Origin of the sequence: Aureliella helgolandensis (assembly GCF_007752135.1) — a bacterium.
In the GTDB taxonomy this organism is placed as follows: domain Bacteria; phylum Planctomycetota; class Planctomycetia; order Pirellulales; family Pirellulaceae; genus Aureliella; species Aureliella helgolandensis.
The window spans coordinates 809,831-836,162 of the sequence record NZ_CP036298.1; the positions used below are offsets into that span (position 1 = coordinate 809,831).

Genomic DNA, 26,332 nt, shown 5'->3' on the forward strand with positions numbered 1-26,332 from the left:
CTTGATTCCTTTGATGCTACTTGTTGTCGTGAGGAAGACTTATCCGACCACTCGCTTTGCAGCGCTGGCTGTGGTGCCCCTACTCCTCGCGCTCCCGCTACCCTGGCTGCCCGACTGGTGGTGGTTGCTCCCAGCTGGATTGGGTGCTGGACTCGCATTCTTGGGATGCATCGATTTGCTATCGGTGCCCAACGCAACCCACCTTAGAGTGCATCGCGAGATGGCGCGAGTGAGTTCGCTCGGTAAACGCCACGCGGTGGAGCTGCAAATTGACAATAGAGGGAAATCTCCAGTTCGCTTATGCTTGGCTGACGACGCGGTGGATGGACTCTCCATTTCTCCTGAAAAGCACGCTATCACGGTTTCACCTGGAAAGCGATTGAGCGTCAAGCATGTGATTACTCCGGGAAGGCGTGGTGCGTTTGAATTGCAATTCGTTTACTCCCACCTCTTTAGCCAGGGAGGACTGTGGCGATTGCATCATGATTTTCCCTGTGTGAGTCAGCTGCATGTCTATCCTGACATTAAGCAGATTGGCGAGTATGCGTTGTTGGCGCGTACCAATCGGCTCAGTCAAATTGGAGTGCGGCGAACACGAAAAGCTGGGCAAGACAACAATTTTGAACGTCTTCGCGACTTTCAGCATGATGACAATTACAAGCACATCGATTGGCGGAGCACGGCTAGGCGTCAAAAGCTGACGGTGCGGCAATTTCAGACAGACCAAAGCCAGCGGGTGATCTTTTTGCTCGATTGCGGCCGCATGATGACGAACGAGCATAACGGCCTCAGTCTGCTGGACTATGCCCTCAATTCAGTCCTGATGCTAAGTTACGTTGCACTCAGTCAAGGCGATTCGGTGGGCATGGTTTGCTTTTCGGACCGGATTCACGCGTATGTCCCTCCGGCGAGTGGCAAGCGGCAGATGAACCGTTTATTGCATGCCGGCTTTGATCAGTTCCCGGAGCTCGTGCAATCGCGGTTCGACGAGGCATTTCTCTATCTCTCGCAGCACTGTCGGAAACGCTCCCTGGTCGTGCTGGTGTCGAATGTGATTGACCAAGTGAATGCGCAGCAGATCGAAAACTATATGCAAAATTTGGTGGGATGCCACTTGCCCTTGTTGGTGTTGCTGCGCGATCATCGACTGTTCGACGCGGCCGATAATCCCGCTCCCGATCCGTTGGTGTTGAGCCGCAGCGCGGCTGCCAGCCAAATACTCTTGTGGCGCCATCAAGTCATTCGCGGCATGAGAGCCCGCGGTGCGCTGACGCTCGATGTATTCCCGGATGAGATGACCAGTCCTCTAGTGAACCAGTATCTGGAAGTCAAAGCCCGCCATTTGTTGTAGTGCAAGCGGCGGACGTGGTGCGCAGCGGGGAAGCGACCGTAGCCGAAAATATCATGGCCAGGGGGGCACGCGCACGACTGAAGTCTGAGACTTCGCCGCGCTGTTTGGTGAGAAAATTCTCAATCGCCCCATCAACTGCTACTCGTCGTAGGAGTTCAACTCCAGCCACTTTTCCTCGGCTTCTCCCAGGTCCATTTCGACAGCTTTTACTTCGTTGTGCAATTTCAGTGCATGGTCTGGGTCGGTAGCGGTCATCAATTGATCGTTCAATTCGCGACGTTGCGCGTCGAGCGCCACCACGACTTTTTCGAGTCGTTTCAGTTCCTTCTGCAGCTTGCGTGGATCCATGGCTGGTTCAGTAGAATCCTTGCCAGATCCCTTGCCTGACTTCGACGCATTCTTCTTCGATTTCTGACCCGACGTTACGCCTCGTGCACGCTCACCCTCTTCGATCTCTTTGTTGACGTAGTACAGGTAGCCATCGTAGTCGCCGCTGTAATTCTTGGCAGTCCCGTCTCGCACTTCCACAATGTTGGTCGCCAAGCGGCGCATGAAGTGACGATCGTGACTGGTGAAGATCACCGTACCGCGGTACTCAAGCAGCGCCTCGACCAACGATTCAACGGTCTCTACATCCAAGTGGTTACCAGGCTCGTCGAGAACGAGGATGTTGTAGGGGCCCAGCAGCAGGCCCGCCATGCAAAGTCGGGCGCGTTCACCACCGGACAGCACTTTGACCTTCTTGCGAACATGCTCATTGCGAAACAGAAGCGAGCCGGCCACGGCCAAGATCATTTGATTGGTTGTTCCCGCGATGGCTTTGTATTCCAGGTACTCGAGAACGGTCTGGTTGGGATCCAAACTGCTGTAGACGTGTTGGGCGTAGACTCCAATATCGCAACCGTGGCCCCATTTGGCTTCCCCGCCCAGAGGCGTTAGCGAGCCGACGATCGTCCGGAGTAGAGTGGTTTTGCCTTGCCCGTTATCGCCCACGATGGCAGCGCGTTGGCCGTGTTCAATTTCGAGCTTGATCTCAGTGGCAACGGTTCGATCGGGATAGCCGATGGATAAGTCGTTTAACCGCAGTGCGGGGCCCTTGCGTGGCACGACGATCGGTGCGCGAATCGAAGCCGTTGGCAGTTCTTCTTCGATCTCCAAGGTCTGTAGACGCTCGAGCTGTTTTCCTTTGGAGCGAGCTTGGCTTGCTGTACTGGCGCGAGCTCGATTCTTATCGATGAACTGTTGCAGCTTCTTTTGCTTAGCTAGAACGGCCGCATTGACCCGCTCATCATGCTCGCGGCGCTCCGCCTGATACTCCAGGAAGGCTTCAATCTTACCCGGGTACATCGTCAGCTTGCCACGCGTGAGATCGAGCGTGTGATCGCAAGTCGCTTGCAGGAATGTTCGATCGTGGGAGACGATTAAAGCGGCTTGGTTAAAATTCTGCAGAAAATGCTCGAGCAAGATCTGGGTGCGAACGTCGAGAAAGTTAGTCGGCTCATCCAGGAGCAACAAATTGGGTTCGTGCAGCAGCAATGCCGCCAGCTTTACGCGGGTCTGCCAGCCTCCCGACAAAGCTGAAATGGGGCCGTTGAGATAGTCCCCCTTGAGCTCGAATTGGCCAGCTACCTCTCCGCATTTCCAGTCGGGTTGCCCACTATCGCGGACCAGAAAGTCCATGGCCGATTCCGTCGGTTGGAAGGGATCGTGCTGACGCAAATACCCCACTTTGAGGTTGGAGCTGCGAATGACTTCCCCTTTTTCCAGCTCCTCTTCGTCCAACAGCACTCGCAGAAGAGTCGACTTGCCCGCGCCATTGCGACCCACGAAGCCAACTTTCACCCCATCGGTCAGCGTGGCTTCCGCGTCGTCCAGCAGGCGTTGCATGCCATAACTCTTTTCCGCGCCACGAATTTGTAGTAATACGCCCATCCGACTTCAGTTCGATTCCCAAAAACGCTTGAATTTACCATGTGCAATGTGGGTAGTTGTCTACCATCTTTGGGCAATTTGAGCAACCTCCGCCCCCTAGATGTCCTGGCAGCGGTGGGCTCGGCGCGTCTCTTGGGGGCCAATGGCTATAGTGCCAAGCGGGGGAAATGCGGCCGCTCTGTGGGTGCGCGTCGGAGCTCCATTTTTGCTAAAACTGAAGCTGCGGTGCACTCGACTTCTGGTTCGTACTCGGTACTGTCACGCGCATCGCTGCCCCAAAGCTTGTTTTAAGTGCCCCTTCGGTCCCCCCTCTCAAAGAGCACCCCATGTCGACCCCGCCCATCCGCTGGCTAGCGTTAGCTTGTGTAATGATCTGTTTTTTGCCGCATACACTCAGGGCACAAGCACCTTCCAAGAGTCAAGAATCTCATTTCCAGCTCCATCCTGACAATTCTCGTTACTTCCTCTTTCGTGGAAAACCAACGGTATTGGTGACGTCGGCGGAACACTATGGCGTTTTGCTCAACCGAAAATTTGACTTCGAAGCCTATTTCGCAGAGCTCTCTAGTCACGGTCTGAACCACTCTCGCGTCTTCAGCGGCGTTTATCGCGAAATCATCGGTTCCTTCGGAATTACTCAAAATCCACTGGCTCCCTTAGACCGTGATTACCTTTCTCCATGGGCGAGGGCCACCCACGGCAAGGCGGGGGATGAGCGGAAGTTTGATCTCGAGCAATGGGATCCCGAATACTTCGAGAGGTTGCATGCCTTGGTTGCCTCGGCATCGCGTCATGCCATTGTGCTTGAACTGACTTTGTTTTGTCCGATGTACGAACCCGCACTGTGGGATGTAAACCCGATGAACGTTCGTAACAATGTCAATGGAGTTGGAGATTGCAGCTTCACGGAGTGCTACTCGGTTGAGCGGCAAGATTTGCTGGATGTTCAGATTCGGCTGGTGGAAAAGCTGGTTGCTGAATTGGCTCCGTACGACAATTTGTACTACGAAGTGTGCAACGAGCCCTACGTCAAGCAAGTCCCCGAAGCATGGCAGCGACGGATCATCGACGCTATCGTGGCAGCCCAGGATGACGTCGGATGCCAGAAGTTAATTTCCATCAACGTGGCTAACGGCTCCGCCAGAGTCGTGGAACCTCATCCAGCGATTTCTCTTTTCAACTTTCACTATTGCCACCCACCCAAAGCGGTTGCAGAAAACTGGCATCTCAATAAAGCCATTGGCGAGAATGAAACTGGTTTTCGCGGAGCAGCAGATTTCATCTATCGCACCGAGGGCTGGGATTTCATGCTTGCTGGTGGCGCTTTGTACAACAACCTCGACTATTCTTTCAGCGCCGAGCATCCCGACGGTTCACTCACTGGATACAAATCTCCAGGTGGCGGCAGCCGTGCGCTGCGTTCTCAATTAGGGCTTCTGAAGCGGTCCCTTGAGACTCTCCCGTTGACTCAGCTGGAGCCCCAAACTGGCGATTTTGTTTCTGCTTCGATGGGGCTTCAGGCTTCCGCCATTGGAAGTGCCAAACATGGTTATTTGGTCTATGTGCATGTCGCACTGCCAGGCAAACTCAAGAACATGCCGCTCGATGAGTTTCGCCAGCCGATCGCTGAGGCCTCGCTCACGATGCAGTTGCCTGAGGGGAAGTACCAGGTCTTCCTGCTTGATCCGCGTAGTGGCAGCAAGACGGAGCTGGAGGTCATTTCCAGTCGAGGTGGTCCGGTGACTCTCCCTCTTCCCACGTTCCGTACCGATACGGCTCTGCTGCTAATTCGCCAGTAGGTGCGTCAATTAACTGAGTATTCCTTGAACTACCTCGCCATGGACGTCGGTCAGGCGGTACTGGCGTCCCTGGTAGCGGTACGTTAATCGCGTGTGATCGATACCACACAGGTGCAGGATCGTGGCTTGCATGTCGTGCACATGCACTGGGTTCTCGGTGATGTTCCAACCGAATTCATCGGTTGCTCCGTAGGTTGTTCCGGGCTTGACGCCACCTCCGGCCAGCCACCAGCTGTAAGCTCGTCCAAAATGGTCGCGTCCCTTGGGATTGGCGGGATCGCCTTGGCCAAAGGGCGTCCGTCCGAACTCCCCTCCCCAGACGACCAGCGTGTCGTCCAGCAAGCCCCGCTCTTTCAGGTCGTGCACGAGAGCCGCCGAGGGAGCTTGCGTATCGACACATTGCTCTTCGAGCTGAGTGAATAGGTTGTTGTGTTGATCCCAGCCAGCATGCATGAGTTGGACGAAACGAACATCGCGTTCCAGCAATCGGCGTGCGATCAGACAATTGTTGGCGAACGAGCCTTTACGCAGCGCGTCGGGCCCATAGCGATCGAGTGTCGATTGCGATTCGTCAGAGAAATCGACCAGGTCCGGTACGCTCGACTGCATGCGGAACGCCATTTCGTACTGAGCGATGCGGGTGTCAATCTCGGGATCTCCATAGTCGGCGAGGTGGGCCGAATTCATGGCGGCAATATCATCCAAGAGAGAGCGCCGCGCCTCCCGACTGATACCAGCAGGATTGGTCAGGTAGGGGACTAAATCGCCCGTGTTGCGGAAGCGAACTCCCTGGTAGCGGCTCGGCACAAAGCCACTGCCCCAGTAGTAGTCGAAGAACAGCTGCCCACAGGTCTTTCCGCGATCGCTGGATGTCATGACCACAAAGGTTGGTAGATTCTCGGTTTCGCTCCCGAGGCCATAGGAGAGCCAGGCTCCCATGCTCGGGCGACCTGGAACTTGCGCTCCTGTCATGAAATAGGTAACCCCTGGAGCATGATTGACCGCCTCGGTATGCATGCTGCGCACGACGCAGATGTCATCTGCTAGATTTCCAATGTCGGGCAGCATGCTACTCAGCCTCAAGGACGATTGCCCGTAGGTCTGGAAAGGCTTAATGGCCGGCACGCATGGCCATTTTCCGTAACCGGACGACATGGTGGACAGACGAGTATCTCCACGCACCGAACCTGGGATGTCTTCTCCCGCCATCTGTGCCAACATCGGTTTCTCATCAAACAAATCGACGTGCGATGGTCCACCGCCCTGCCACAACACGACCACCCGTTTGGCCTTGGGCAAATGGTGCGGCAGGCCTGGTAGGCCCCCGATCCTTTGCGGTACGGTTGCGTTCGCACCAGCACCGAGCAGGGTGTCTTGCTTCAGTAGCGTGGCTAATGCAGCAGTGCCTAACCCACTTGCCATTGAACCGAAGAGTTGACGGCGAGTGACCCGAGTAGCATTGTCTTGGAAGGGATTCGACATGAATGCGTTTCCTGTTTGATACGAAAAAGGAGGCTACTCGCGCGTGAGTGCTTCGTCCAGATTAAAGATACCGAGGCACACCGCGGTGAACGCAGCCAATTCTTCAGACGGTGCGGTGGACCGGCACTCTGTCGAACCGATGGACAATAGTTCTTGTGCTGCAGTTGGATCTGCTTCGTAGATCGCCAACTGTTTGGACAACGCCTGCTGCAGAAGCTCAAGTTCCCAGGCTGATGGGGTGCGGCATAACACGCGACGAAATGCCGAGCCAAGGTATTCACTCGGCTGCGTACCGCTTTCGGTGACCCTTTCGGCGAGCAGTCGAGCGGCTTCAATCCAAGTTGGATCGTTGAGCGTTGTTAGGGCGTGCAGCGGGGTGCTGGTTATCGCCAAGCGGACGCGACAGGCCTGGCGGTTGGAGGCGTCAAACATGTTGGCTGGGATCACCGTCCGCCGCCAAAATGTGTACAAACTACGACGATAAAGATTGGCGCCAGACGAGGCTGGGTAGGTGAAGTCGCGTTCTTTGGTGATCGCGAGCGCCTCCCAAACGGCATCGGGTTGATAGGGGTAGACCGGCGGACCTGCGACTTTCTGGTTCAAAATGCCCGCTGCCGCTAAGGCCCAGTCGCGCAGCAATAGGGATGGCATGCGGAAGCGACTGGCTCGGGCCAGTAGGCGATTCTCGATGTCATGCTCTCGGTGACGCTCGGTCATTTTGGAGGACTGACGATAGGTCGCACTCGTGACGATCAAGCGATTGAGCCGCTTCATGCTCCATCCGGAGTCGCGAAACTCTACGGCCAACCAGTCAAGCAAGTCTTTATGGAGCGGATACTCGCTCTGCACGCCGAAATCCTCGGAAGTCTTGACGAGACCGTTGCCAAAAAAGTGTTGCCACATGCGATTGACTTGGACGCGGGCAGTCAAAGGTTGCTCTGGTGACACCAGCCATTGAGCAAATCCCAGCCGGTTGCGCGGCGCCTCTGGAGCAAGGGGGGGCAAGAACTTGGGGGTGTCGAATGTTACCGGTAAGCCTGGGTTTAAGTACTCGCCACGTTCTAACAGATGAGACTGACGTGGCTTATCGTCACTCATCACCATCGGACGCGGAATGTTGTCGGCAGTGTAGCTGGCGAGCTGGGAACGCAATTGATCCGGTACCGCGAATGCGGCAATTGAACTGACCAGCGATTCGCGGACTTTTTCGTCGAAGTGCTTCTTAAGCAACTTTTCCAACTCTTCCTGTTCTGCCTCACTCCGCTCACCAGCCGGCTTTTTCAGAATCTCTTGCGCGGCCGGAGGTAGGTCCGCTGCGTCTGCGGGCTGGCCATCCGCTTCGATACCCGACTTCCAGCCGAGGTAGGCTGCGTCGACCAATGGCTTGGCCGTCTCTTCTGCCTCGCTAATGCGTTGGTTGAACTCAGCGATCTTGGCTTTGTTTTCTTCCGTGGGCACTTCGATAACAGGATTGCCCAGGCGAATGCGCGAGGAGTAGCGTTGAGGTGTCCCGGTTTCCGGCACACGATTAAACGCATCCAACAAACTGTAATAGTCCTGCTGAGTGATGGGGTCGTATTTGTGGTCATGGCACTGAGCGCAAGCCATTGTTAGGCCGAGGAAGGTGGTTGCCGTCGTGTCGATGCGGTCGAACAGGACGTTGAACCGCTGTTCTTCCGCGATAGCGCCGCCTTCGCCATTGAGCAAGTGATTACGATTGAAGCCACTGGCCACCTGCTGTTCAATTGAGGGGGTGGGAAGCAAGTCTCCCGCCAGCTGCCAGATGGTGAATTGATCGAAGGGAAGATCCTGATTTAGCGCCCTGACGACCCAGTCCCGCCACATCCATTGCCACGTGTCGCCGTCCTGTTGAAAGCCGTTGCTATCTGCGTAGCGGGCGGCATCCAGCCAGGGCAAGGCCATGCGTTCCCCATAGTGCTCGCTTTCCAGCAGTTGGTCGACTAGGCGTTCGTAAGCATCCGGGGATGCATCTTCGATAAACGCTGCAACCGCTTCCGGGCTCGGAGGAAGTCCAATTAGGTCAATGTATAGACGCTTGATCAGGGCATGGCGCTCGGCCTCCGGAGAGGGGGCCCAGTCTTCCGTTTCAAGCTTATGCAATACGAAGTAGTCGATGGCGTTGCGAGGCCACTGCTTGTCGCTGACCTGCGGAAGCGCGGAACGCTCCGGCGGGGTGAACGCCCAGTGTTCTTGGTACTTAGCTCCCTCTGCAACCCACTGCTTAAGTGCCTGCTTCTGCTCGTCCGATAACTTGCGGTTCGAGTCGATAGGCGGCATCAGTAGATCTGCATCCGACGACTCAATCCGCTCGATGAGTAGGCTGCTCTCCACATCGCCCGGTTCCAACGCACCGTATTCAAGGGCATCCGCGCGAATATCCAGCCGCAAATCCGCCTTGCGCTGATTCCCATCTTGCCCATGACAATAAAAACAATTCTCAGACAAAATGGGGCGGATGTCGCGATTGAAATCGAGTTCTGCAGCGCTGACCGCGCAGTTGCGACAGAAGGCAGAAAGCGTTAGCAGTGCCACGAAATGGCCGAATCGAAACGAAAGCACGCTAGACTCGCGAAAAGGGGCGGGGGAAGGTTGGCAGGGAACCATTATTATAGCCAGTATGTGCTGCAGGGCCACATTGGCCCGAATGGGTAGCCAAAGGGACTGGTTTTTAGCAATTGCCACTGATTGGAAGCTGCCGGTGTGTGGTTCTGCCCTGGTGGATCCGTTGGACCTGTTCTCCAAAGGGCAACCTTCTCCAAATGGCAACCTATGGAGTGCTGCGGTGGGGGCTAGCTTTCCTACCCGGCCGCCGCGTTGCTGCGACGGAAGGCCACAGCCCCGGGAAATCTGTATGTATTGCCCGCTTGGGATTGAGTTTTCACAGTGCGATTGGAGCCCGTTGCGCGTGCCAAAAAGCGAACGAAGGACCGGTTTTGACCGTATAGTGTGGGACCAAGACGCGAAGAGTGTTACATTGCGGACTCCTCCTGCTTCCTCCCCTCATCACCTGACCCATTGGTCACTTCCCATGCAGCGTAGACAGCTAGTTTTCAAAGGACTTGAAGAGGCCGTTACCGAGTGCCAGGCACTCTTGGACAGTGGCTACCAACGCGGCGGTAATTGGACACTGGCCCAAGCTTGCCGTCACTTGCGTTTGACTCAGGATGCGAGCATCGATGGCTACCCACCGTGGATGTCCCTTTTCGCTCCCGTACGTCCGCTGATACGTTGGCTGCTATTGCCGCGCCTTCTGCGGGGGGATTCTCCGGCTGGAATTAGAACTGCGGCTATATTTCTGCCACCGGAGGACATGCAGGATCAAGTAGAGCTCAGCGAGTTCACGAAGAGTGTAGAACGCTTTCAACGACACACGGGCTACCTTTATCCCCATCCAGGATTCGGTAAGCTGGAACGCTCGCAACTAGAAGAGATTCATGCCGCTCATGCAGCGCACCACCTTGGATTTCTATTGCCAGTTCCCATACGCTAATCGCGGGATGTGACAGAGCTAGATGGTACAACACATTACGACATTACGAAACGTTTCGATCTTAAAGGAGAATTTACAATGAGATTAGTGATCTGCATGTGCCTCATGATGCTTCTAGCCTGCACGAGCAGCGATGCGAGGCAAGCCAGCCAAGCTGACGCAGAAGTGGCGTCGAGCTCCTTGTCGAACTCCCTGTCCAGCGCCGCCGAGGACGGTGCCGTGGCATCTTCCGGCCAAGCGGAGGAGATTGTGATAGACGTGCGCAGTCAGGCCGAGTGGGACGCGGGGCACGTTCCTCAAGCAATCCACATTCCTCATACGGAGATTGCCGACCGGATTGCAGAGTTCACTAAGGACAAACAGGCGAAAATTGTCGTCTACTGCGCCGTTGGAGGAAGAGCTGGTAAAGCAAAGACGGCCTTGATGGACCTCGGCTATCTGAATGTCGAGAACGCTGGCGGCTACGACGACATCAAAGATCGCTATCAGGCAGAAATGTAGGGTACTCCCGCGAGTTAGGGGGCCCGCATTGGCCATGCTGCAGCTGGGGCTATCTAGAAACCCGCTGCAGGCCCCGTGGGGTTGTCCTCTCAATTCTGTTGGTTGGGCTGCCTGCGTCTGAGCCACCAGAAAATGCCTCCAAGCCCAGCGATGGAAATTGCCACAGCTCCCAAGACCTGCCCCCAGGCTGAGGTGAGCAGGATTTTGTGAATTAAGTTCGCGTGTTGCTGGTTGGTTTTCGGGAGCTGCCCGGTGTACTCCGCGACGTGATGCAACAGATTGATTGCAGCGGAGTTCTCTAGGATATCTTGATGACAGGTTAGGCAAGTCCCCTCACGTTGCCTGTGAACTATTTCTTCCTTGTTGAGCGCTCGCGACAGTTTCCAGTGATGCCCGACCGTGGCCAACTGATTGCCTTCGCGATAGACGATTTGCGACCAATTGTGATCCAGGTTTTCAATCGCTGGCACCATCCTATCTCGCTTTGCATGCGAGAGGCGGTGTCCGTATTTACCGAGCAATCCAGCAGCGGTGCAAACAGGCAGCACTGCTAAGGCTACTAACCGTCAGTGCAGCGTTGTTGGTGAATTTCGTGTATGGCAGGCATGTTCGTGTGGCTATTGAGGTGCGAACTCTCAGTGGTGAAACTCAAGCCTTCTTGACTGCAGCAAGGACCGTTCCTGGCTTGCTGATCGGTCAATACCCAGGGGTGGGATGCTGCAAGCATCGCCACTGTGTCAAGATTAGCTCTCAGGTCAACAGACTGTCGATTGAGCCGCGTTTTAGTTTTAACGCAAAGTATTGCCCCGAATAGCCTCGTAGCGACAACCAACTTGCCTTACCCTGGCGGCGGATCGTTAGTGCAACAACCCGTTGAGATTTAGAGCAGGACGAGTGTTTTCTCAATGTTTTGCACTGCGGCATGAAATCGTAGGCGCGACACCCAGCCTCGCCGGTCTAACGGCCGGCAATAAAGCTATTGCCTCGTCTCAAAGACGCAGCCAAGTCTAGAACAACATACGCGCGAACCGCAAGAGCCTTGAGCGTTTCATGCTATTTCGTTGGTAACTTGCGATTCCTAAGTTGTTTAAGCCCCGGTGCAACGTTGCGAAGAGATCCGTCGTGAGCATTGTCTAGCGAAATCAGTGAAGACCAAATACTCCTGGATCAGTTATGGCTGTGTCCGTGCTCGCCATGTTCGTGTTGTTCGTAATGCTGCCGCAATAGGTCTTTGCCATAGTCGTTGCCATTCGGGGTGCGCAGTACTGCGTGGATATGGTCGCGCGATGGCTCGCGTGAGCGGAACGGAGCAACGCGACTCTGATGGTCAAACTCGATCAACACAACGGGACTGTGTACGCGGTAATAGTAGACGCTTTCATCTGTCGCGCCTCCGATCCAAGCGAAGTGAGTCCGATCCAGATGTTGTTTGACTTCCTCCATTTTGACTCGCGCATGCTCGTCTGCTGCGATCCCTACGAATTGTTCGATGACGTCTAGGAGGAGTTGCTGTTGCACTTCGTTCAATTCGGACGCTGCGATGCCAGCGTAGTCTAAGTCAACATTGTCTTTGTAAGCCTGCGTCAAGGCGTTGTTGCTCGTCTTGTCGAGTGAAAGGATGGCACTGGCCTGCTGTTCGCTCGTTAAAGATTGCAGCAATTCGAGTCCTTTGTTCTGCTCGTCCTGCAGGACGATTGTCCCTTCAAACTTTCCGCTGACCGCATGAACGGGCTCGCTTCCAATAAATACAGGCGACATAACGACTTGGTCGCCCAAAACAAAATAGTTGATTACCAAATGGTGGCCGTCGAGCTGCCAGCCCCACGGTTCGGTGGCAGACGGGGTTCCCATGATGGTAATCCAATAGAGCCATTCCCCGTACTCGTCAAAATTGTTGGCTAACTCAGCTAGCGTGCCATTAAGCTTCATAATGTCTTGGGACATTTTGAGTCCTCTGGCGCTGAGGCTGACCTTCAATAACGCGAACGCTTGGTCACGTTGTGCTTGGGACATCTCGTTGAATCCGACACCACGTCGCTGGTAGGAGTGACGATTGTCCCAGCTTCGCCATTCAATGTCGTTCACGGGAAAGGTGGTTTCCTCAAGTTGCGTCTCACTTAGTGACGCCAAGAAAGTTGTGGCTGCTGCGACCACCGGTTCGGTACTCACGCCTGTTGACTTGATTTCAAACAGCCCTTTTTCGAGCTCCCCGTTAGCCACAATTCCTCGGAAGGGTTCCGAGAGGGAAGCGGATCCGCCACCTCGTCCTGGCGGTTGTGCGATGACAACCAGCCCCCAACCGCCAGCGGAAACTGCGGCCAGAAACAATAAGAGAGTAATGCGAGCCGTCATAGCGTGAATCCCCAGAATCTTGGCTGAACAAGTTGAAGCAGCAACGCCGCCGAAACCTTAAGTCACTCCCGCGAGTTGCACAGCGCAGTTCGCGGGCAAGGATTATCGCACAGCCTGAGTGCTCCTACCAGTTGCAGCACGCGAAGTTGAGGGAGTTCGGCAGGATGCTCTGCGGGCCGCCCACGCGGCTGCCACATCCTTGAACGCCCCCCACCCTCAATAGGTGCCACCCATTTTTCACCTATTGCTAGCTAACCCGCTCGATAGGTGCCATCCACCCAGCTGGTTTGCTAGCAATAGACGACGAATGGGGTTCAAGCTAGCAATGGCGTGGTTGGGAAAGGTGGGTGGCATCTATTGGAGAGTAGAAAGGTGGGTGGCACCTATTGGGAGAAGTGAAGTCGATTTGATTTGATCCTGTGTCGAAAGTGCGACATCTGTGAAGGTGGAATACGCGTTCTCGGTCTCGATTCGTTGGAACTTGAGCGAAAATCGCGAAATTTTGAGATTGGCACTCTAATTGCGTCTATTCAGCTCCAGTGCTTTGTCGCGGACCAATATTGGGCGGCGGCGAAGCTGCCTGAGGCAATTTGCTTCCTCGGGTTGGTGTTAGAAGCGGCCGCACAAGCCGTATCGGCCTGCCCCGACAACCCAACTCGAAGTTACGACAAAGTCCCAGAGTTTTGGGTTTCTATGCATAAGGATGCAACACAATGAGACGAATTTTTGCTACTGGATTAATCCTAGCTTCACTAGTGCTGGGAACTCTGGCCGTTTCGGCTAGCGCCGCAGATCGGCATCACGGGCATTCTAGTCACTACGGATACGGCCAATCGTACGGACAGGGACATGGTCACCAGCATGGTCACCATCACAGTTCGCGACGTTACTCTTCCGGGTATTCGAGTTACCGAGCACATCCGCCGGTTTACTCGCAAGCTCCGATTCGCTACTACGGCGGCTACGCTCCCCCTGTCTATAACGTCTACCCTTCCTCGCGCTACAACTCGGGACACAACCATTTGTTCCACCTCGATGTTGGACGCGTGCATTTAGGGATTGGGCGGTAAGTGGATGGAAGCGGGGGAGTGCAACGGAGGCTACCGCGTGGATCAAACTCGCGGCGGCTTCCCCCTTCTAGCGACATTTCCAGCAGGGCTGTTGAGACCATCCATCGCCTGGCAGCGCACGGCGGAAAATATCTCATCAGCAAGCCGCCCTACCTTGGGCGGTCGCTTCGACTGACAGCAGTGCAATGAGGGAGTTCTGGAGTGTCCTGCCTCAACAGCTATGGCTGGGGAAACATGACCGTCCGTTGCCACGCTCTGGGACGCACCTCGGCTCCCGAGGCCGTGTCGCTGCTGAACCGTACTGAGTCGGCAGAGTTTTGTTCCAACTGATGGAGCAAGTACTCTCTTAGACGGGGGCCTTGAAATAACTGTCCGCTCCGGTGCGAAATGGGGCTGCGGAATTCCACCCACGGATGCTCATCCGTATTGAGTGTGACCTGATTTCTCAGCGGCCAGTCACCTGCAAACAGCTCGGCTAGGCTGATCGCAGAGCGCAGCTGCGAATCGCTAAATTCACCAGTTGCTTGGAGATCCTGCAGGCGTTCGTCTAGCAGTTGGAAATTAAAGTCCAACGGTTCTTCGCTGGCGACTAGGGCTAGAATCGGTCGCGTCGGGTGCAGTCGGCCCCACCAGAGTGTCACATGAGGGAACACGCGTCGCAGGCTGTCCGCGATCGACTCAAATTCTGGAATGCCCATTTGGTAGAGTGGCAGCCATTGGCAGAAAACACCTCCAGGCCGGAGGCATTTTTGAGTGGTTTGAAAATGTTCCAGGGTGTAGAGATAGCCGGTTTCACTCTCCCAGGGAACAAACAAATCGCTAATGATTACATCAAATTTGGTCGGTGTTGAAGCTAGGAAATGCCGTCCATCCCCAACGTGCATCTGGGTGCGAGGGTCGTCTACGATGTGGCGGTTCTCCTTGCCTAATAATCGGACTGCATCGACCACCTCGGGGATCAATTCTACAATCTCGATTGCCTGTAGTTCTCGGTGAGGGACGGCTCCTGCCGCGGTCATGCCCGTCCCCAGGCCGATGAAAAGTGCATTCTCAGGCTGTGGATGCAGCAGTAGCGGCAAATGGGCTTGTCGGAATTCGCGTTCGGAATTGAACCCTGTTGCGCCGAAGCGATAGTGAAGATTTTGCCGAACCTTCTTTGCACCAGTGCGATTGTCTTCAATCACATCAATCCAGCCGTACGTTGAATGCCAGCGGGCGAGCAGGGATTCGTAGCCAGCACTGGCGGTCCAAGATTCTGGGTTGCTGAAGAAAATAGGTAGCATGGCCACGACGCCCGCTAAAGTGGCAGCGTAAATCGCGCTACCCATTTTCCTCTGCTGGGTCGCATAGAGGGTCGGTAGCAGCAGGAGCAAGGCGATGCATCCGAACGACCACCATAGCCCGAAGGTTGGGAACAGGAGGAAACTAGCCATGACCGCTCCCCCTGCAGCGGACAGAGTACTGACGGCGGTAGCCCAGCCGATAAACTGACTTTGCCATTCGCCAAATTGTCGCGCCTGTCGCCAAGCTAGCGGCAGTAGCATCCCCAAGCATGTAGCAACGGGTAGGCAAACGCCGCCTACGAGCAACAGGCCACCTAGATAGTAAGAAGCGAATGTAGATCCATATTGAAAGTACTGCAACTGCGTTCCATAGACGAATCCGATCACGGAGAGAGAGACCGAAAGGGCTGCTAGGCTACTTGCCCAGCATGCAATTGACATGATCGCGAAGCGCAGGGCGAGATAGCGGGCAACAAGTGCTCCCAGAGAAAGTCCAAGTAAGAAGGTGATAAGTACGAAGGAAAACGTATAGGTGCTGTTGTGGAAAACGAGAGTGAATAGTCGCGCGTACAGCACTTCCAGGGCGAGAGTTGCACCACCTGAAATACCCACCACGATCCACCAAAAACTCATCGAGACCGGTTCACCTCCAGTTGAGCACACGCCACCAGGCTGGGCGGGAAATTGCGCGCCAGTTGGGGATGAGATTCCGGATTGTCTGCGCACGTGAGCGGGGGCCACCTGCCCTTTGCCGTACAGCCATGCTGCGCCACCGCATAGGGCGGAAACGCTAGCGGCGAACATACTGCTGCTAGCCACTCCAACGCTGGGCAATAGCCACGAGGCGGCTAGGAAGACCCCGCTCAATGCGCCCAGGGTATTGAACGCGTAAGCGGTGGTGAAACGCGCGGCATGCAATTCCAATAACGCGTCATCCGCTCGACGGCTGAGCATTTCACTCATCAGCGGTAGCGTGGCTCCGAGCGCGATTGTTGCGGGTGCCAGAAGAAGTCCGCTTGCGAGTAACCGAACAAGCATCTGAACGAGCGGTAGGTCGTGTTGCAGCCAGGGAGCAAGATTCCCCGTGGTGGCGAAACTCAATAGGCTGGGGACCAGCAGAGCCCAGCCTCCCGCGAGGATTTCACAGACCGCGTAGCCGCGAAAGGGATTGATGCGATTTGCCAATTTGCCTCCCAGCGCATAACCGATGGCCATGCCGCCAAAGTAGGCCGTTAGCACTACCGCAGCGGTGTGGGAGGTGTGCCCGAATAGCACTCCAAGCTGTCTGTTCCAACTCACTTCGTAGACGAGTGCAGCCAGCCCTGAGAAGAAGAAAATGCAATAGTAGGCGATCACTCTGTTCATCCGCAGGTAAAGGGCATGCTAGCTCGTTGGGGAGCAAGCAGACACTGGCAGGTTGCAGCGACCTCAAGCGTCAATGCTGGAGGTCGCTGCAGGGGAGGGCAATTGACGATATCAGGTTGCGACGATTCCCAATTCTTGATTCTCCTCTTCGAGTGGAATTTCGAATTGGATTGCGGCGATGGACCGCTCTGCCGACTTCCGGCCGAACAGCCAAAACAGAGCGGGATGGACAAAGAAATCGAGCATCGTGGAGCTGATCAAACCACCTAGGATCACCGTTGCAACTGGATAGAGTATTTCCTTGCCAGCTTCCCCAGAAGCAAGAACCAGGGGAACCAGGCCGATTCCTGAGGTTAGAGCAGTCATCAGCACCGGGGCGAGACGTTCAACGCCAGCGCGGACGATCATCGCATGATCAAACTTCTCTCCCTCATAGTGGACTAAGTGCAAATAGTGTTGCAGCAATAGAATTCCATTGCGCGAGGCAATTCCAGCCAGGGAGATGAATCCCACCATGGCGGCAATGGTCAAAGTTTGTCCGGTGAGCACCAAGGCAGCCACCGCCCCAATGAAAGCCATCGGGAGAGCCGCCATAACCTGAACGGCTAGGTTGACCGATCTGAATAGAGTGAACAGTACAAGGAAAACACCGAGCATTGAAATGGCGAACAGTGCGGCAATGATTCGGCTAGCGGATTGTTGGCTTTCGAATTGCCCGCCGTACTCCGGAAAGTAGCCGGGCGGAAGCGTTGCCAACACTGGAGCGATGGCAATCTTTATGTCGTCGACGACATCCACGACGCCGCGGTCGGCCACATTGCACTGGATCACCACCCGTCTTCGAACGTTTTCACGATTGACCGTATTGGGCCCGCCTGAGATATAGATCTTTGCCAGTGCTTCCAGCGGCATGACGCCTCCCTCAGGCAACTGAATGGTGAGACGCTTCAAAGCATCGAGGTTTTCACGATACTCGTTTTTCATGCGAACCAGGAGATCGAAGGTGCGCATACCATCGAGCACCTCGGATACCACTCTGCCATTCATGGCGGTTTGGATGTAGTCGTTAACCTCCGCGACTGACAAACCGTGTTGCAACAACTGGTCACGGTTGAGTTCAATTCGCAATTGTTGGATGATCGTCTGAGGTTCAATCAACGCATCGGTAACGCCCGGCACCAAATCGATTTCGGCTTTGATTTGCTCTGCCTTTTGCCGCAGGAGATCGAGGTCATCGCCGTAGATTTTGATTCCGATTTGAGCCTTAATTCCCGACAGCATGTGCGAGATGAGGTGCGCGATCGGTTGTTCGACGGCTGTCACAATTCCAGGAATATTGGCCATCGCGTGCCGTATTTCTGCCAATTGCTCTTCGCGAGACCGAGGGGATAGTGGGTCGAGTTCGATGATGATTTCACTCATGTTAACCCCTTCGGCATGTTCATCGAGTTCGGCGCGGCCGGTCCGTCTCGCAAACTTCCGAACATCGGGGATTTCCTTCAGCGCTTGCTCCACCGTGCGTGCGATGTCGTTCGAGGCGCTCAGCGATGTTCCGGGTGGCAGTACGACATTGAGCTGGATTGTGCCTTCGTTAAAGGGGGGTAGGAAGTCTTTTTCGAGTCGCGACAGGAAAATTGCTGCCAGCGCAACCATGAAGAGTGTGACGCTCAGATTGAAGCGTGGAAATGCCAAACTGAACTGAATAATACGGGTCCCCACCCATTTCAGAACTTGCAAAACCGGGCCGTCATGCTGTGTTTCCTTGCGCGTGGACAGTCCCAGAAGCCAGTAAGAGAGGATGGGAGTCACGGTTAAGGAGACGATCAGTGACGATAGGATGGACACGATGTAGGCGATGCCCAGCGGAGCGAACAGCTTGCCTTCCATACCTCCCAACGCGAAGAGCGGGATGAATACAAGAATGACAATCATGGTGCCAAAGACGATGGATCGTCGCACTTCAGTACTCGCCCGAAAGACGACCAGCAGCGGGTGGAGAGGGCTGCCTGCATTCCGATTCTCTTTCAGCCGTCGGAAGATGTTCTCGACATCCACGATCGCATCATCAACCAGTTCTCCCATGGCCACCGCAATGCCGCCCAGAGTCATGGTATTGATCGATAAACCGCAAACGGAAAATACAATGGCGGTCATCACCAGGGACAGCGGAATGGCGGTCAAGGTTATGAACGTAGTTCGGATATTGAACAGGAAGAGGAAGAGGATGATGACGACCAAGATACCGCCATCGCGGAGTGCTTCCTCAACGTTTTCAATGGCTCGATCAATAAATGCCTTTTGCGAATAGACGGGTTCAATGCGAATGGTGGTTCCAAGAGAGGCCTGGAGCTCCTCGATGGCTTGGAGCACGTCGTCTGTGACGCGACGCGTGTCGGCGCCAGGTTGCTTGTTGATCGTTAGGACGACGGCTGGCCCCCCCTCCCACCCATCCGTAGCAGTGTCCGATCTGAGGAATGCGGAGCTGTCGCCTCGTTTGACCTGAGCCCCTTCAGTCACGGTGGCTACTTGAGTCAGTAGCACTGGTCGTCCATCACGAATCTTAACGGGAACCTTCGTCAGATCCTCCAGCGACTGGAGCCGGCCCAGCGAACGGACCAGCAGTTCGTTGGGCCCTTGGCGATCGAGGTAGCCGCCCGTCCCATTCTCATTACTGGCCGTAACTGCGGCTTCAATCTCTGCCAACGTAACGCCATATTGCAGCATCGCATCTGGGTCGACGAGGACTTGGAATTGCTTACGTCCGCCTCCCATTGTAAACACCTGAGAAACCCCAGGTATGGTGAGAAGTCGTTGCCGCACAACCCAGTCAGCCGTCGTGCGAATATCCATGGGACTGGCATTGGAATCGGTGCTCCACATGCCGAGCATTAAGACTTGGCCCATGATCGATGAGATGGGAGCCAACTGCGGCGCTATCCCGCTTGGTAGGCGATCTTGGACCATCTGCATTCGTTCGGCGACGATCTGACGGTCGGTGTAAACGTCGGTACCGTAAGCGAATTCGACATAGATGACAGAGATTCCAACCCCCGAGGAGCTGCGAACGGCCTCGACTCCGTTGGCCCCATTCATGGTCGTTTCGATGGGAAAGGTGATTAACGACTCGACCTCTTCCGGAGCCATTCCAGGTGCTTCGGTCATGATCACCACTCTGGGGCGATTCAGATCCGGAAAGACGTCAATGGGCATGACCGTAATCTGCCAACTACCGTAGCCAATCAGGAAAACCGCGATGGCGATAACCAGAAGGCGTTGGCGAAGCGCGAAACGTATGACTGCATTTAGCATAACAACCGACTCCTTTCTAGTGGCTATGGCCAGCGTGTGGGTCGGCGCCTGCGCCAGATTGATTTTTGATGGCCATCAAAATCTGGTGAGCCGCTTTGAGAGCGATCACCTCTCCAGGAAAGATGGAACCATCGTTAGCAATAACGGCAGAGGTTTGATCGCGATGTCGGACGTGCACGGGAACTCGACGAAAGCTCTTTCCATTTCGTTGGAAGACGATCCAATCGGCACCATCCTGGACCACGGCTTCAACGGGAACCACAATTTGATTTTCCCATTCCTCGACCGGGACTCGCACTTGTAGACGCTGCCCGACGCGGTACTGCCATGCGATATGGCGTTGTCCAGCGGAGTTGGTTTCGTCTCTAACTACGGAGTTAGGGAGCTCGACAAAGAATGATAGTGTCCGAGAAATGTCATCAATGGAATTGTTGACGAAGGCGAGTTTCAATCCGCCGATAATCTGCAACCCATTTGAACTCTGTAGGACTCCTTCGACAGTCCAGCCCTGCTCCAGGGCGTGGTTGATCGCTTCGGCATCCTGCTCAAATGCCTTGCCTTCGATGAATAAGTCGGTGTAGTCAGAGAGTGAACAAAGTTTTGCACCCGCGACGACCGCTTCTCCCTTACTAACGCGAAGGTCTTCGATGATCAGGGGGTGTTGGCTCACCGGCTGCCGGGAAACCATTCGAATTCCTGAATTGAACGCTACTTGTCGCATCGGTTTTTGGGATAGACGCAGCTCTTCATCTTCACTGTGCTCGTCGATGTTGGGGGCGACGACTTGCAGGTCACGCATTAGTTTTCCATCGATCCCGATGTTATCGATTTGGCGGTCGGAGAGGCCATGCAAGCGAAGCGCCTCTCGTTGGGAACGAAGTAGAGCCTCTAGTTTTTCCTTGGCATAGCGGCGGTCCAGTAGCGATTTTCCGGAGATTGCGCCTGAGCGGGTTGCTTCTTCGAGCCGCGTGATCTCGCGTTCTTCCACGATAAGTTCGCTCAGCGATTGTAGATACAGCGTTTGAGTTTCTACAAGATCTTCATAGGTCAACCTAACTTCGAAGAGTAGGTCCCCAGGCATTACTGCTTCCCCAGTTACGGCATGCACATGAGTGACAATACCATTGAGTGGTGAAGCCACGAGGATCTCGGAGCGGCCTGGGCGAGAAGCAATAACGGCAGGTACCATCAGGGAGCGTCGATAGGTTGTTGCTTCCAGCGGACGCAAGTAAGCGTCTGTTAGACCTAAGTTGTTGCGAGCTTGCGCGGATAACTCGATCGAGACAGGTGCGGCACTTGCTCCGGTTGTATTCGAGGGGGCTGGCGATGTGGATTCGTCGGGAGCCTCCCGATGCGAGCTTAGCGTGTGGTCGATCCAAGCCGAAGCTGTGGGCCACCAGCGTGGGTAGGTGAAGACGGCAAGTACCAGAATTGCGGCACCTATTCCGGCTTGCAGACCTTTCCCCGATATTTGGGACAACATTGATTTCATACCACTAGCTCCGACAAAGCCAATCGTTCAGTTGTAAGGATTTGGCGATTGCAACCCGGTGGGGACGCAATGCCTGAGAACCTACACCAAGGGACGATTCGTCAACTTGATGGAACGTGCCGCCTGCGGCGATGCATTGGATGCACAGTAGGCGTATTTGGGCCGCGCGCGTCTCTTCTGCTTTGCACAATCCGCCTCCACCATGCGGTAGCACGAACGTTCTAGGAACGCTCAGGACTACCTGCGGAGGAGTCTTGCAATGCAAAGACGCGGGAAATCACGCGAATACCAGGGAGCTAGAGAGCTCAGATTTGCCAAGACTGCAGTAACGCGAGTCTGTACCGCTCAACTGCCGGGCAACTGTCCTCGGCGTTACGCTTAGCGGATAGAGACGGAAAAACCGCTACGGTATGCGATACGATCGACTGCAAGGCTGGGGGAGCGGTGAACTCGAGCCCCTGTGATTTCCAGCCTTGATTGACGAAAGTGCAACGAACTTGGTCGCACTGGTGGGAGTCTTGGCAGGGAGAGCTGGGCGGTTGACCTACCACCTCAAGACTGGCCTTGCAGCCAGCAGGCGTAGTATCGACCGACTGGTGCTCTGAGTCGCAAGCCGCGTTGCAAGTGGTGGCTGCGGAAGGTGCTACCTGCGCATGGGAATGTTCGCAGGTCGAACCGATCGTGCTAGCATGGGTGTGGTGCCCGCAACAGCCGAACACGCAATGCGCGACAAACGCAAAAAGTGTCAGAAGGTGTGGCAGTCGGTTTAACACGGTAGTTTGATCGGTAGTTAGGAAGCTTAAGACCACGAGTTCCAATTGTTACATTTGGTATGATCGGGTCAAGTCGAAAGAGGAATCGAGGGAAATTTGCTGATTCGGTGAGTGAATTTACTGTTGGCTGAAGGTCATGCCACGCAGGGAGTCGTCTCCGCTGTTATCCACAAAACTGTCCAAACCGCCGGTCAGCACGAATCCATCGATTTTGGAGCGGGCTTGCGAAAGCTGAGATTGGGCAGCCAAGTACTGAAGATTCGAGTCGAAATAGGTGCGTCGTGATACGAGGACTTGCACAAAGCTTGTCTCGCCTGACTTGTAGGCCAATTCGGCGAGCTGCAATGTTTCTTGGGCGCTTGGGAGAATATCCACGGAATACTTCGTGACAGCGGCAGCGGCTGAATCGTAGTCGCGAGCCACGGCGGCCAAGCGGCTCTTAATCGAACTTTGGATGCGTTCGACTTCCATCATTGCCCGACAGTATTCCGCGCGAGCAGCAGCAATGTTTCCTTGGTTTTTGTTGAATACTGGGATGGGAGCCCCTACCTGAAGGTTGACTAACCCATTGTTGGTTCCGTTGTCTACTCCAGCTCCAAATTGAACGGTCAAGTTGGGAATCGCCTGCACTCCCTGACGAGTAAGGTTGGCGCGAGCTTGTTGAACACGAACCTGAGCGGCTTGGTATTCTGGTGTCGACGCAAGCATCGTGGCCCTAACTTCGTCCCAGTCCAATGTGGCAGCCATACTGGGCAATTCTCCGACTAAGCCCTGTTGGGGTAGATCGGGAACTCCGCACAGCGCCGCCAGTTCACGCCAAGCTGCCTCGAGGGCGTAGTAGGCCTGTTGTCGAGTGAGGTCGATTTCGTTTTTCTGAACTTTGGCCTGCAGAACGTCGACCTGTGAGCCTTCGAGGGCTTGCTTGCGGAGCTCGGCCAATTCCAGTCCCTTGTCGGTAACGGTCTGGAATTCTTCAATCAGTCGAACGCGACGCTGGGCAGCCAGCGCTTCTGCAAATTTGACGTGAATATCCGTTGAAACTCGCAGTTTTTGTGCTTCTAATTCGAGCAATTGGGCGCGGAGTGCTTCGTTGATCACTCGGCGATTGAGCTGCAATTTCCCGCCGGTCACAAATTCTTGTTCGACGAACGCAACGTGTTGATCGGTGTCTTGGTCGGCAATCTGAGTGCCTTGGTAGCCTACGGTTGGGTTGGCGTACAAGCCGACTTGAGTTCGGTAGCCGGCAGCCTTCTGGGTCGTGGCAGCGAGTCCGCGGATGGTGGGATTGTTGGCGAAGGCAAGCGATTCAAACTCGGCTAAGGTCATCCCGTAGGCGGTGTCCGATGCAACGTCGTACGCTTCGGCTCCCGCGATGGGAGGAGCAATCGAAAGCGTCGCTGCGGCCAATTGGACGGTGGGTTGGGGCTCGTCGTGGGATTGTGCCGGGGTGCCGATGCTCGACGGATTAGCTGCCAGTGACGTGGGAAGCTGCGAGGCTTCCACCTCGGAGGGGAAGGATGTGGCAACCCTGCCCGGAAGCTTGAAGCCAGGCTGGGTAGCACATCCAACACTTCCCATTGCGGATCCAAGCAGCAAAGTGCGAGCGATGATCTTACTGCGATTCAACATAGGAATTCTCAACGAGGACGCGAGCGATAGACTGCTGAAAGGTTTATCGACGAGTGTTGTGTGGTTTGTAGTGGAAAAGACTATTTCTCCTAAAGCATTGGTTGAGGCGGTCCGCGCGACAGTGCTAATCCGTAAACTTCCCCTAGCACGCAAGCTAGACGCTGTGCCGGCCCCCCAAGTTTGAGGCTGCACGCCTATGGGTGGGGGAATGCTCAGGCACGCACATGAGAATGCTGGCTCATGCATTCCAGCAGAGATTCCCGCAGAGAGTGTCGCTGATTGGAGCGTCAGCGCGTCAATGGGAAAAGTGAGGCAGCGCAATTAGATGCTTGCAGAGATGTGAATACGGTTTGAGCTGCCAGTTGTAACTTCCCAGCCCGTGGCCTGCCGCTTTTCGCGTAAATCCGGAAAAACTCGCGAGTCTTAGGGGGTTTCTGTAGTAGGTTTTGGATAGGGCCAATGGTTACGTGGCGGTAACCAACAGAGAGTCGCCGTGGGATTTAAACTCAACCGTGATTGGAATGACTTGTTCCGCGATCACTAACGCCTAGCAGACCTCAGCGCCCAGTAGACCTCGTCGACTGTGGAACGACGCCAGTTTGCGATTGACCTCAACGCAACATTTTATCTCGCAAGGCAATATTCATGACCAAGCCGTTTTCTTGCTCCATTCGAACTGGTTTCTCTTTGGTAGAAACAAGTGCCGCCGCGGTCATTATGATTATTGTCGGTGCGGCGACGGTAGCGACGCTGAGCCCTCTGAGTGGCAATGCGTTAGAGAAGGCAGAATCTGAAAATCTTGCGAAACTCAATTGCATGGTGCAGGCGTACAACATTGAGACGGGCTTGTGGCCCGATGAGCAGCTCCATGCTCTGTACGAGGCCGATTACACTGCTGAACCTGAGAACGCGACTCCGTATGGAGGATACTACCGCTGGGATGCAGATGCAAAGAGGGTTTACAATCCCAATCTTCCAGACGGAGCGTTGCGTCTAGAGACGCCATTCGAAGTGGAATGACGCTGGCAGGCGGAGATGCATCGGCATTCCTCAAAGTCAGTTCGGCAAAATGCTCAGGTGTTGTGCCGCTCGCAAGACGGCGCAGGTGGCGTGCTGGCTCATGAGGTGGACAAGTTGTTGTTCGTTCTCAATGACACCGATGCCTAAACTTTCTACGGTTTCCTTGCGGAGTTGCGAGACGAGATACACGTGGTGGTCCGCCAACGCTTCGAGTACGACAGACGCGGCCAGGGCGTCATCGTGAGCGTCTTTAGCTAGGCGTTTCGCGATATCTTCGGGGGTATCATGAGTTTCTCTGAGTCGTCGTAAGCCGCTGCCTACCGCTTCTACGAGATTGGAGCAGACGACAATGGAACCGCCTGGAGCAACGCATTGGTTCGCGTTGTAGAGTGCCCGCGCGACGTTGTACCAACCATGTTGCGATGGCGCGCCATCGAGTAAGGCGACGACCAAGTCGGCCGGTTGGGCGTCGGCTTGCCAGAGCTTGTTCATGCGCGTTTGGCAAGCTTGTTCTAGCGGTTCTGTTTGCCCAGCTAGAATCTCTGCCACTTGGTTGCCTCCCGCAGGCACGACTTGGATGCCGAATAGCAAGCCAAGCCACCAGGCAGCTTGATCGGCCCAATGCTTCAGCTGTTGATGTTCTTCAGCGTTCCCGAGTTTGGGCAAACTGTAGAAGTTGCCACGAGTCTTGCGATCGGAGAAAAGGGGGAAAACGCTAAACACCCCCATGTAGTCGAGGGCGGATGCGGGGCGGGCGCAGGTAATGGGGACGACTACATCGGCGTCAACAATTCGACGGTTTAGATAGATGGGATCCGACTCTTCATTGGCGGCCACGTAGGCGATCCCCTCTGGATTGTCTGGATCATGGCTTTCCACCGAGACCTTGGCTGAGATCTGCTCGTGCAGCCGCGCGGTCAGATCTTCCGCCACGCGCGTCTGATTGTCAGCCACCACCACATGCATATTGTGTGGTTCGGTCCCATGCTCAACAAACCACTTCAAGACTTCGCATACCACTTCGACTAGCGAGGGCAAGGAGGGGTCGACCGCGAAAACGACTTGGTCGTCGGGCATGACGGCGTCGGCCAAGGGCGGGAAATCAATCGGCTGGCTTAAGGCTTGGGCAACTGCAGCGACCAAATCACCGCAGGGCTCAATGACCGGGGAGGGGAATTCTCCCATGCTGTTGGAGGCGGTCGAGTGCCATTTCTCAGCACCAAACTCTAGGGAAAAGGATGCGGGAATGGAGTGGGAACGCTGAGTCATCTTGCCTACCGATATGCTGCTATTGACTCGAAGCAAGCCAATATTGCTCTGAAACTGACCTTTCTGGTAGTTAGGTGCATACCGTAACCCCAGAGGGAGCCTCGCCAATCCCAGCATTGTAGGCGAGACACTCGATTTCTGGCAGCGGACTGGCTTTCCCCAGCCCCCTTTCGAGCATTCAAGACGAGTCACCA

Annotated in this window: 16 protein-coding genes; 6 read left to right on the plus strand and 10 right to left on the minus strand. The window is 55.1% G+C overall.

The window, feature by feature from the left end; translation table 11 throughout:
* The first annotated feature begins 13 nt into the window (after nucleotides 1-13).
* Entirely contained in the window at nucleotides 14-1,351 is a 1,338-nt protein-coding gene (locus tag Q31a_RS02975) for a DUF58 domain-containing protein (protein WP_231691042.1), read from the plus strand.
* A gap of 138 nt (nucleotides 1,352-1,489) precedes the next feature.
* On the opposite strand, the gene Q31a_RS02980 is transcribed toward Q31a_RS02975, so the two are convergent.
* Nucleotides 1,490-3,283 carry an ABC-F family ATP-binding cassette domain-containing protein gene (locus tag Q31a_RS02980; protein ID WP_145073789.1) on the minus strand — a complete coding sequence of 598 codons (1,794 nt, stop codon included), beginning with the start codon at nucleotides 3,281-3,283 and terminating at the stop codon, nucleotides 1,490-1,492.
* Nucleotides 3,284-3,609: 326 nt separating this feature from the next.
* Here Q31a_RS02980 and Q31a_RS02985 point away from each other — a divergent pair, with 326 nt between their 5' ends.
* Nucleotides 3,610-5,082, plus strand: coding sequence for a hypothetical protein (locus tag Q31a_RS02985; protein WP_145073792.1), 1,473 nt, complete (start codon nucleotides 3,610-3,612; stop codon nucleotides 5,080-5,082).
* Nucleotides 5,083-5,091: 9 nt separating this feature from the next.
* Here the strand turns inward: Q31a_RS02985 and Q31a_RS02990 are convergent, their stop codons facing one another.
* Both Q31a_RS02990 and Q31a_RS02995 read right to left on the minus strand, forming a co-directional pair.
* Nucleotides 5,092-6,564, minus strand: coding sequence for a DUF1501 domain-containing protein (locus Q31a_RS02990; protein ID WP_145073795.1), 1,473 nt, complete (start codon nucleotides 6,562-6,564; stop codon nucleotides 5,092-5,094).
* Between the two features lie 33 nt (nucleotides 6,565-6,597).
* Entirely contained in the window at nucleotides 6,598-9,144 is a 2,547-nt protein-coding gene (locus Q31a_RS02995) for a PSD1 and planctomycete cytochrome C domain-containing protein (RefSeq protein WP_231691043.1), read from the minus strand.
* Between the two features lie 469 nt (nucleotides 9,145-9,613).
* Here Q31a_RS02995 and Q31a_RS03000 point away from each other — a divergent pair, with 469 nt between their 5' ends.
* Together Q31a_RS03000 and Q31a_RS03005 are read left to right on the plus strand one after the other, a co-directional pair.
* A complete protein-coding gene (locus Q31a_RS03000; RefSeq protein ID WP_145073800.1) occupies nucleotides 9,614-10,075 on the plus strand; it encodes a DUF1569 domain-containing protein in 462 nt (153 codons plus the stop codon).
* Between the two features lie 78 nt (nucleotides 10,076-10,153).
* Nucleotides 10,154-10,576 (plus strand): rhodanese-like domain-containing protein, encoded by a 423-nt coding sequence (locus Q31a_RS03005; RefSeq protein WP_197356105.1) that lies wholly within the window; start codon nucleotides 10,154-10,156, stop codon nucleotides 10,574-10,576.
* An 89-nt stretch (nucleotides 10,577-10,665) separates the two neighbouring features.
* Here the strand turns inward: Q31a_RS03005 and Q31a_RS03010 are convergent, their stop codons facing one another.
* Both Q31a_RS03010 and Q31a_RS03015 read right to left on the minus strand, forming a co-directional pair.
* Complete coding sequence (locus Q31a_RS03010) at nucleotides 10,666-11,049, minus strand: hypothetical protein (RefSeq protein ID WP_145073803.1); 384 nt, start codon at nucleotides 11,047-11,049, stop codon at nucleotides 10,666-10,668.
* Nucleotides 11,050-11,743: 694 nt separating this feature from the next.
* A complete protein-coding gene (locus tag Q31a_RS03015) occupies nucleotides 11,744-12,928 on the minus strand; it encodes a DUF3500 domain-containing protein (protein ID WP_145073806.1) in 1,185 nt (394 codons plus the stop codon).
* 713 nt (nucleotides 12,929-13,641) lie between these two features.
* Here Q31a_RS03015 and Q31a_RS03020 point away from each other — a divergent pair.
* Nucleotides 13,642-13,998, plus strand: a complete 357-nt coding sequence (locus tag Q31a_RS03020) for a hypothetical protein (RefSeq protein WP_145073809.1) — start codon at nucleotides 13,642-13,644, stop codon at nucleotides 13,996-13,998.
* Between the two features lie 218 nt (nucleotides 13,999-14,216).
* Here Q31a_RS03020 and Q31a_RS03025 read toward each other — a convergent pair whose 3' ends face one another.
* The 4 genes from Q31a_RS03025 to Q31a_RS03040 all read right to left on the minus strand — a co-directional run bounded on the left by Q31a_RS03025 (nucleotide 14,217) and on the right by Q31a_RS03040 (nucleotide 23,849).
* Nucleotides 14,217-16,637: a fused MFS/spermidine synthase gene (locus Q31a_RS03025; protein ID WP_197356107.1), complete on the minus strand. Its 2,421-nt coding sequence runs from the start codon at nucleotides 16,635-16,637 to the stop codon at nucleotides 14,217-14,219.
* Between the two features lie 120 nt (nucleotides 16,638-16,757).
* Nucleotides 16,758-19,955 carry an efflux RND transporter permease subunit gene (locus tag Q31a_RS03030; protein WP_145073815.1) on the minus strand — a complete coding sequence of 1,066 codons (3,198 nt, stop codon included), beginning with the start codon at nucleotides 19,953-19,955 and terminating at the stop codon, nucleotides 16,758-16,760.
* 16 nt (nucleotides 19,956-19,971) lie between these two features.
* On the minus strand, nucleotides 19,972-21,447 hold the full coding sequence (locus tag Q31a_RS03035; protein WP_145073818.1) for an efflux RND transporter periplasmic adaptor subunit: 1,476 nt from the start codon (nucleotides 21,445-21,447) through the stop codon (nucleotides 19,972-19,974).
* A gap of 890 nt (nucleotides 21,448-22,337) precedes the next feature.
* Nucleotides 22,338-23,849: a TolC family protein gene (locus Q31a_RS03040; RefSeq protein ID WP_145073821.1), complete on the minus strand. Its 1,512-nt coding sequence runs from the start codon at nucleotides 23,847-23,849 to the stop codon at nucleotides 22,338-22,340.
* A 645-nt stretch (nucleotides 23,850-24,494) separates the two neighbouring features.
* Between Q31a_RS03040 and Q31a_RS03045 the strand changes: the two genes are divergently transcribed.
* A complete protein-coding gene (locus Q31a_RS03045) occupies nucleotides 24,495-24,869 on the plus strand; it encodes a type II secretion system protein (RefSeq protein WP_145073824.1) in 375 nt (124 codons plus the stop codon).
* A gap of 36 nt (nucleotides 24,870-24,905) precedes the next feature.
* Here Q31a_RS03045 and Q31a_RS03050 read toward each other — a convergent pair whose 3' ends face one another.
* Nucleotides 24,906-26,330 (minus strand): lactate racemase domain-containing protein, encoded by a 1,425-nt coding sequence (locus Q31a_RS03050; RefSeq protein ID WP_197356109.1) that lies wholly within the window; start codon nucleotides 26,328-26,330, stop codon nucleotides 24,906-24,908.
* Nucleotides 26,331-26,332: the final 2 nt, after the last annotated feature.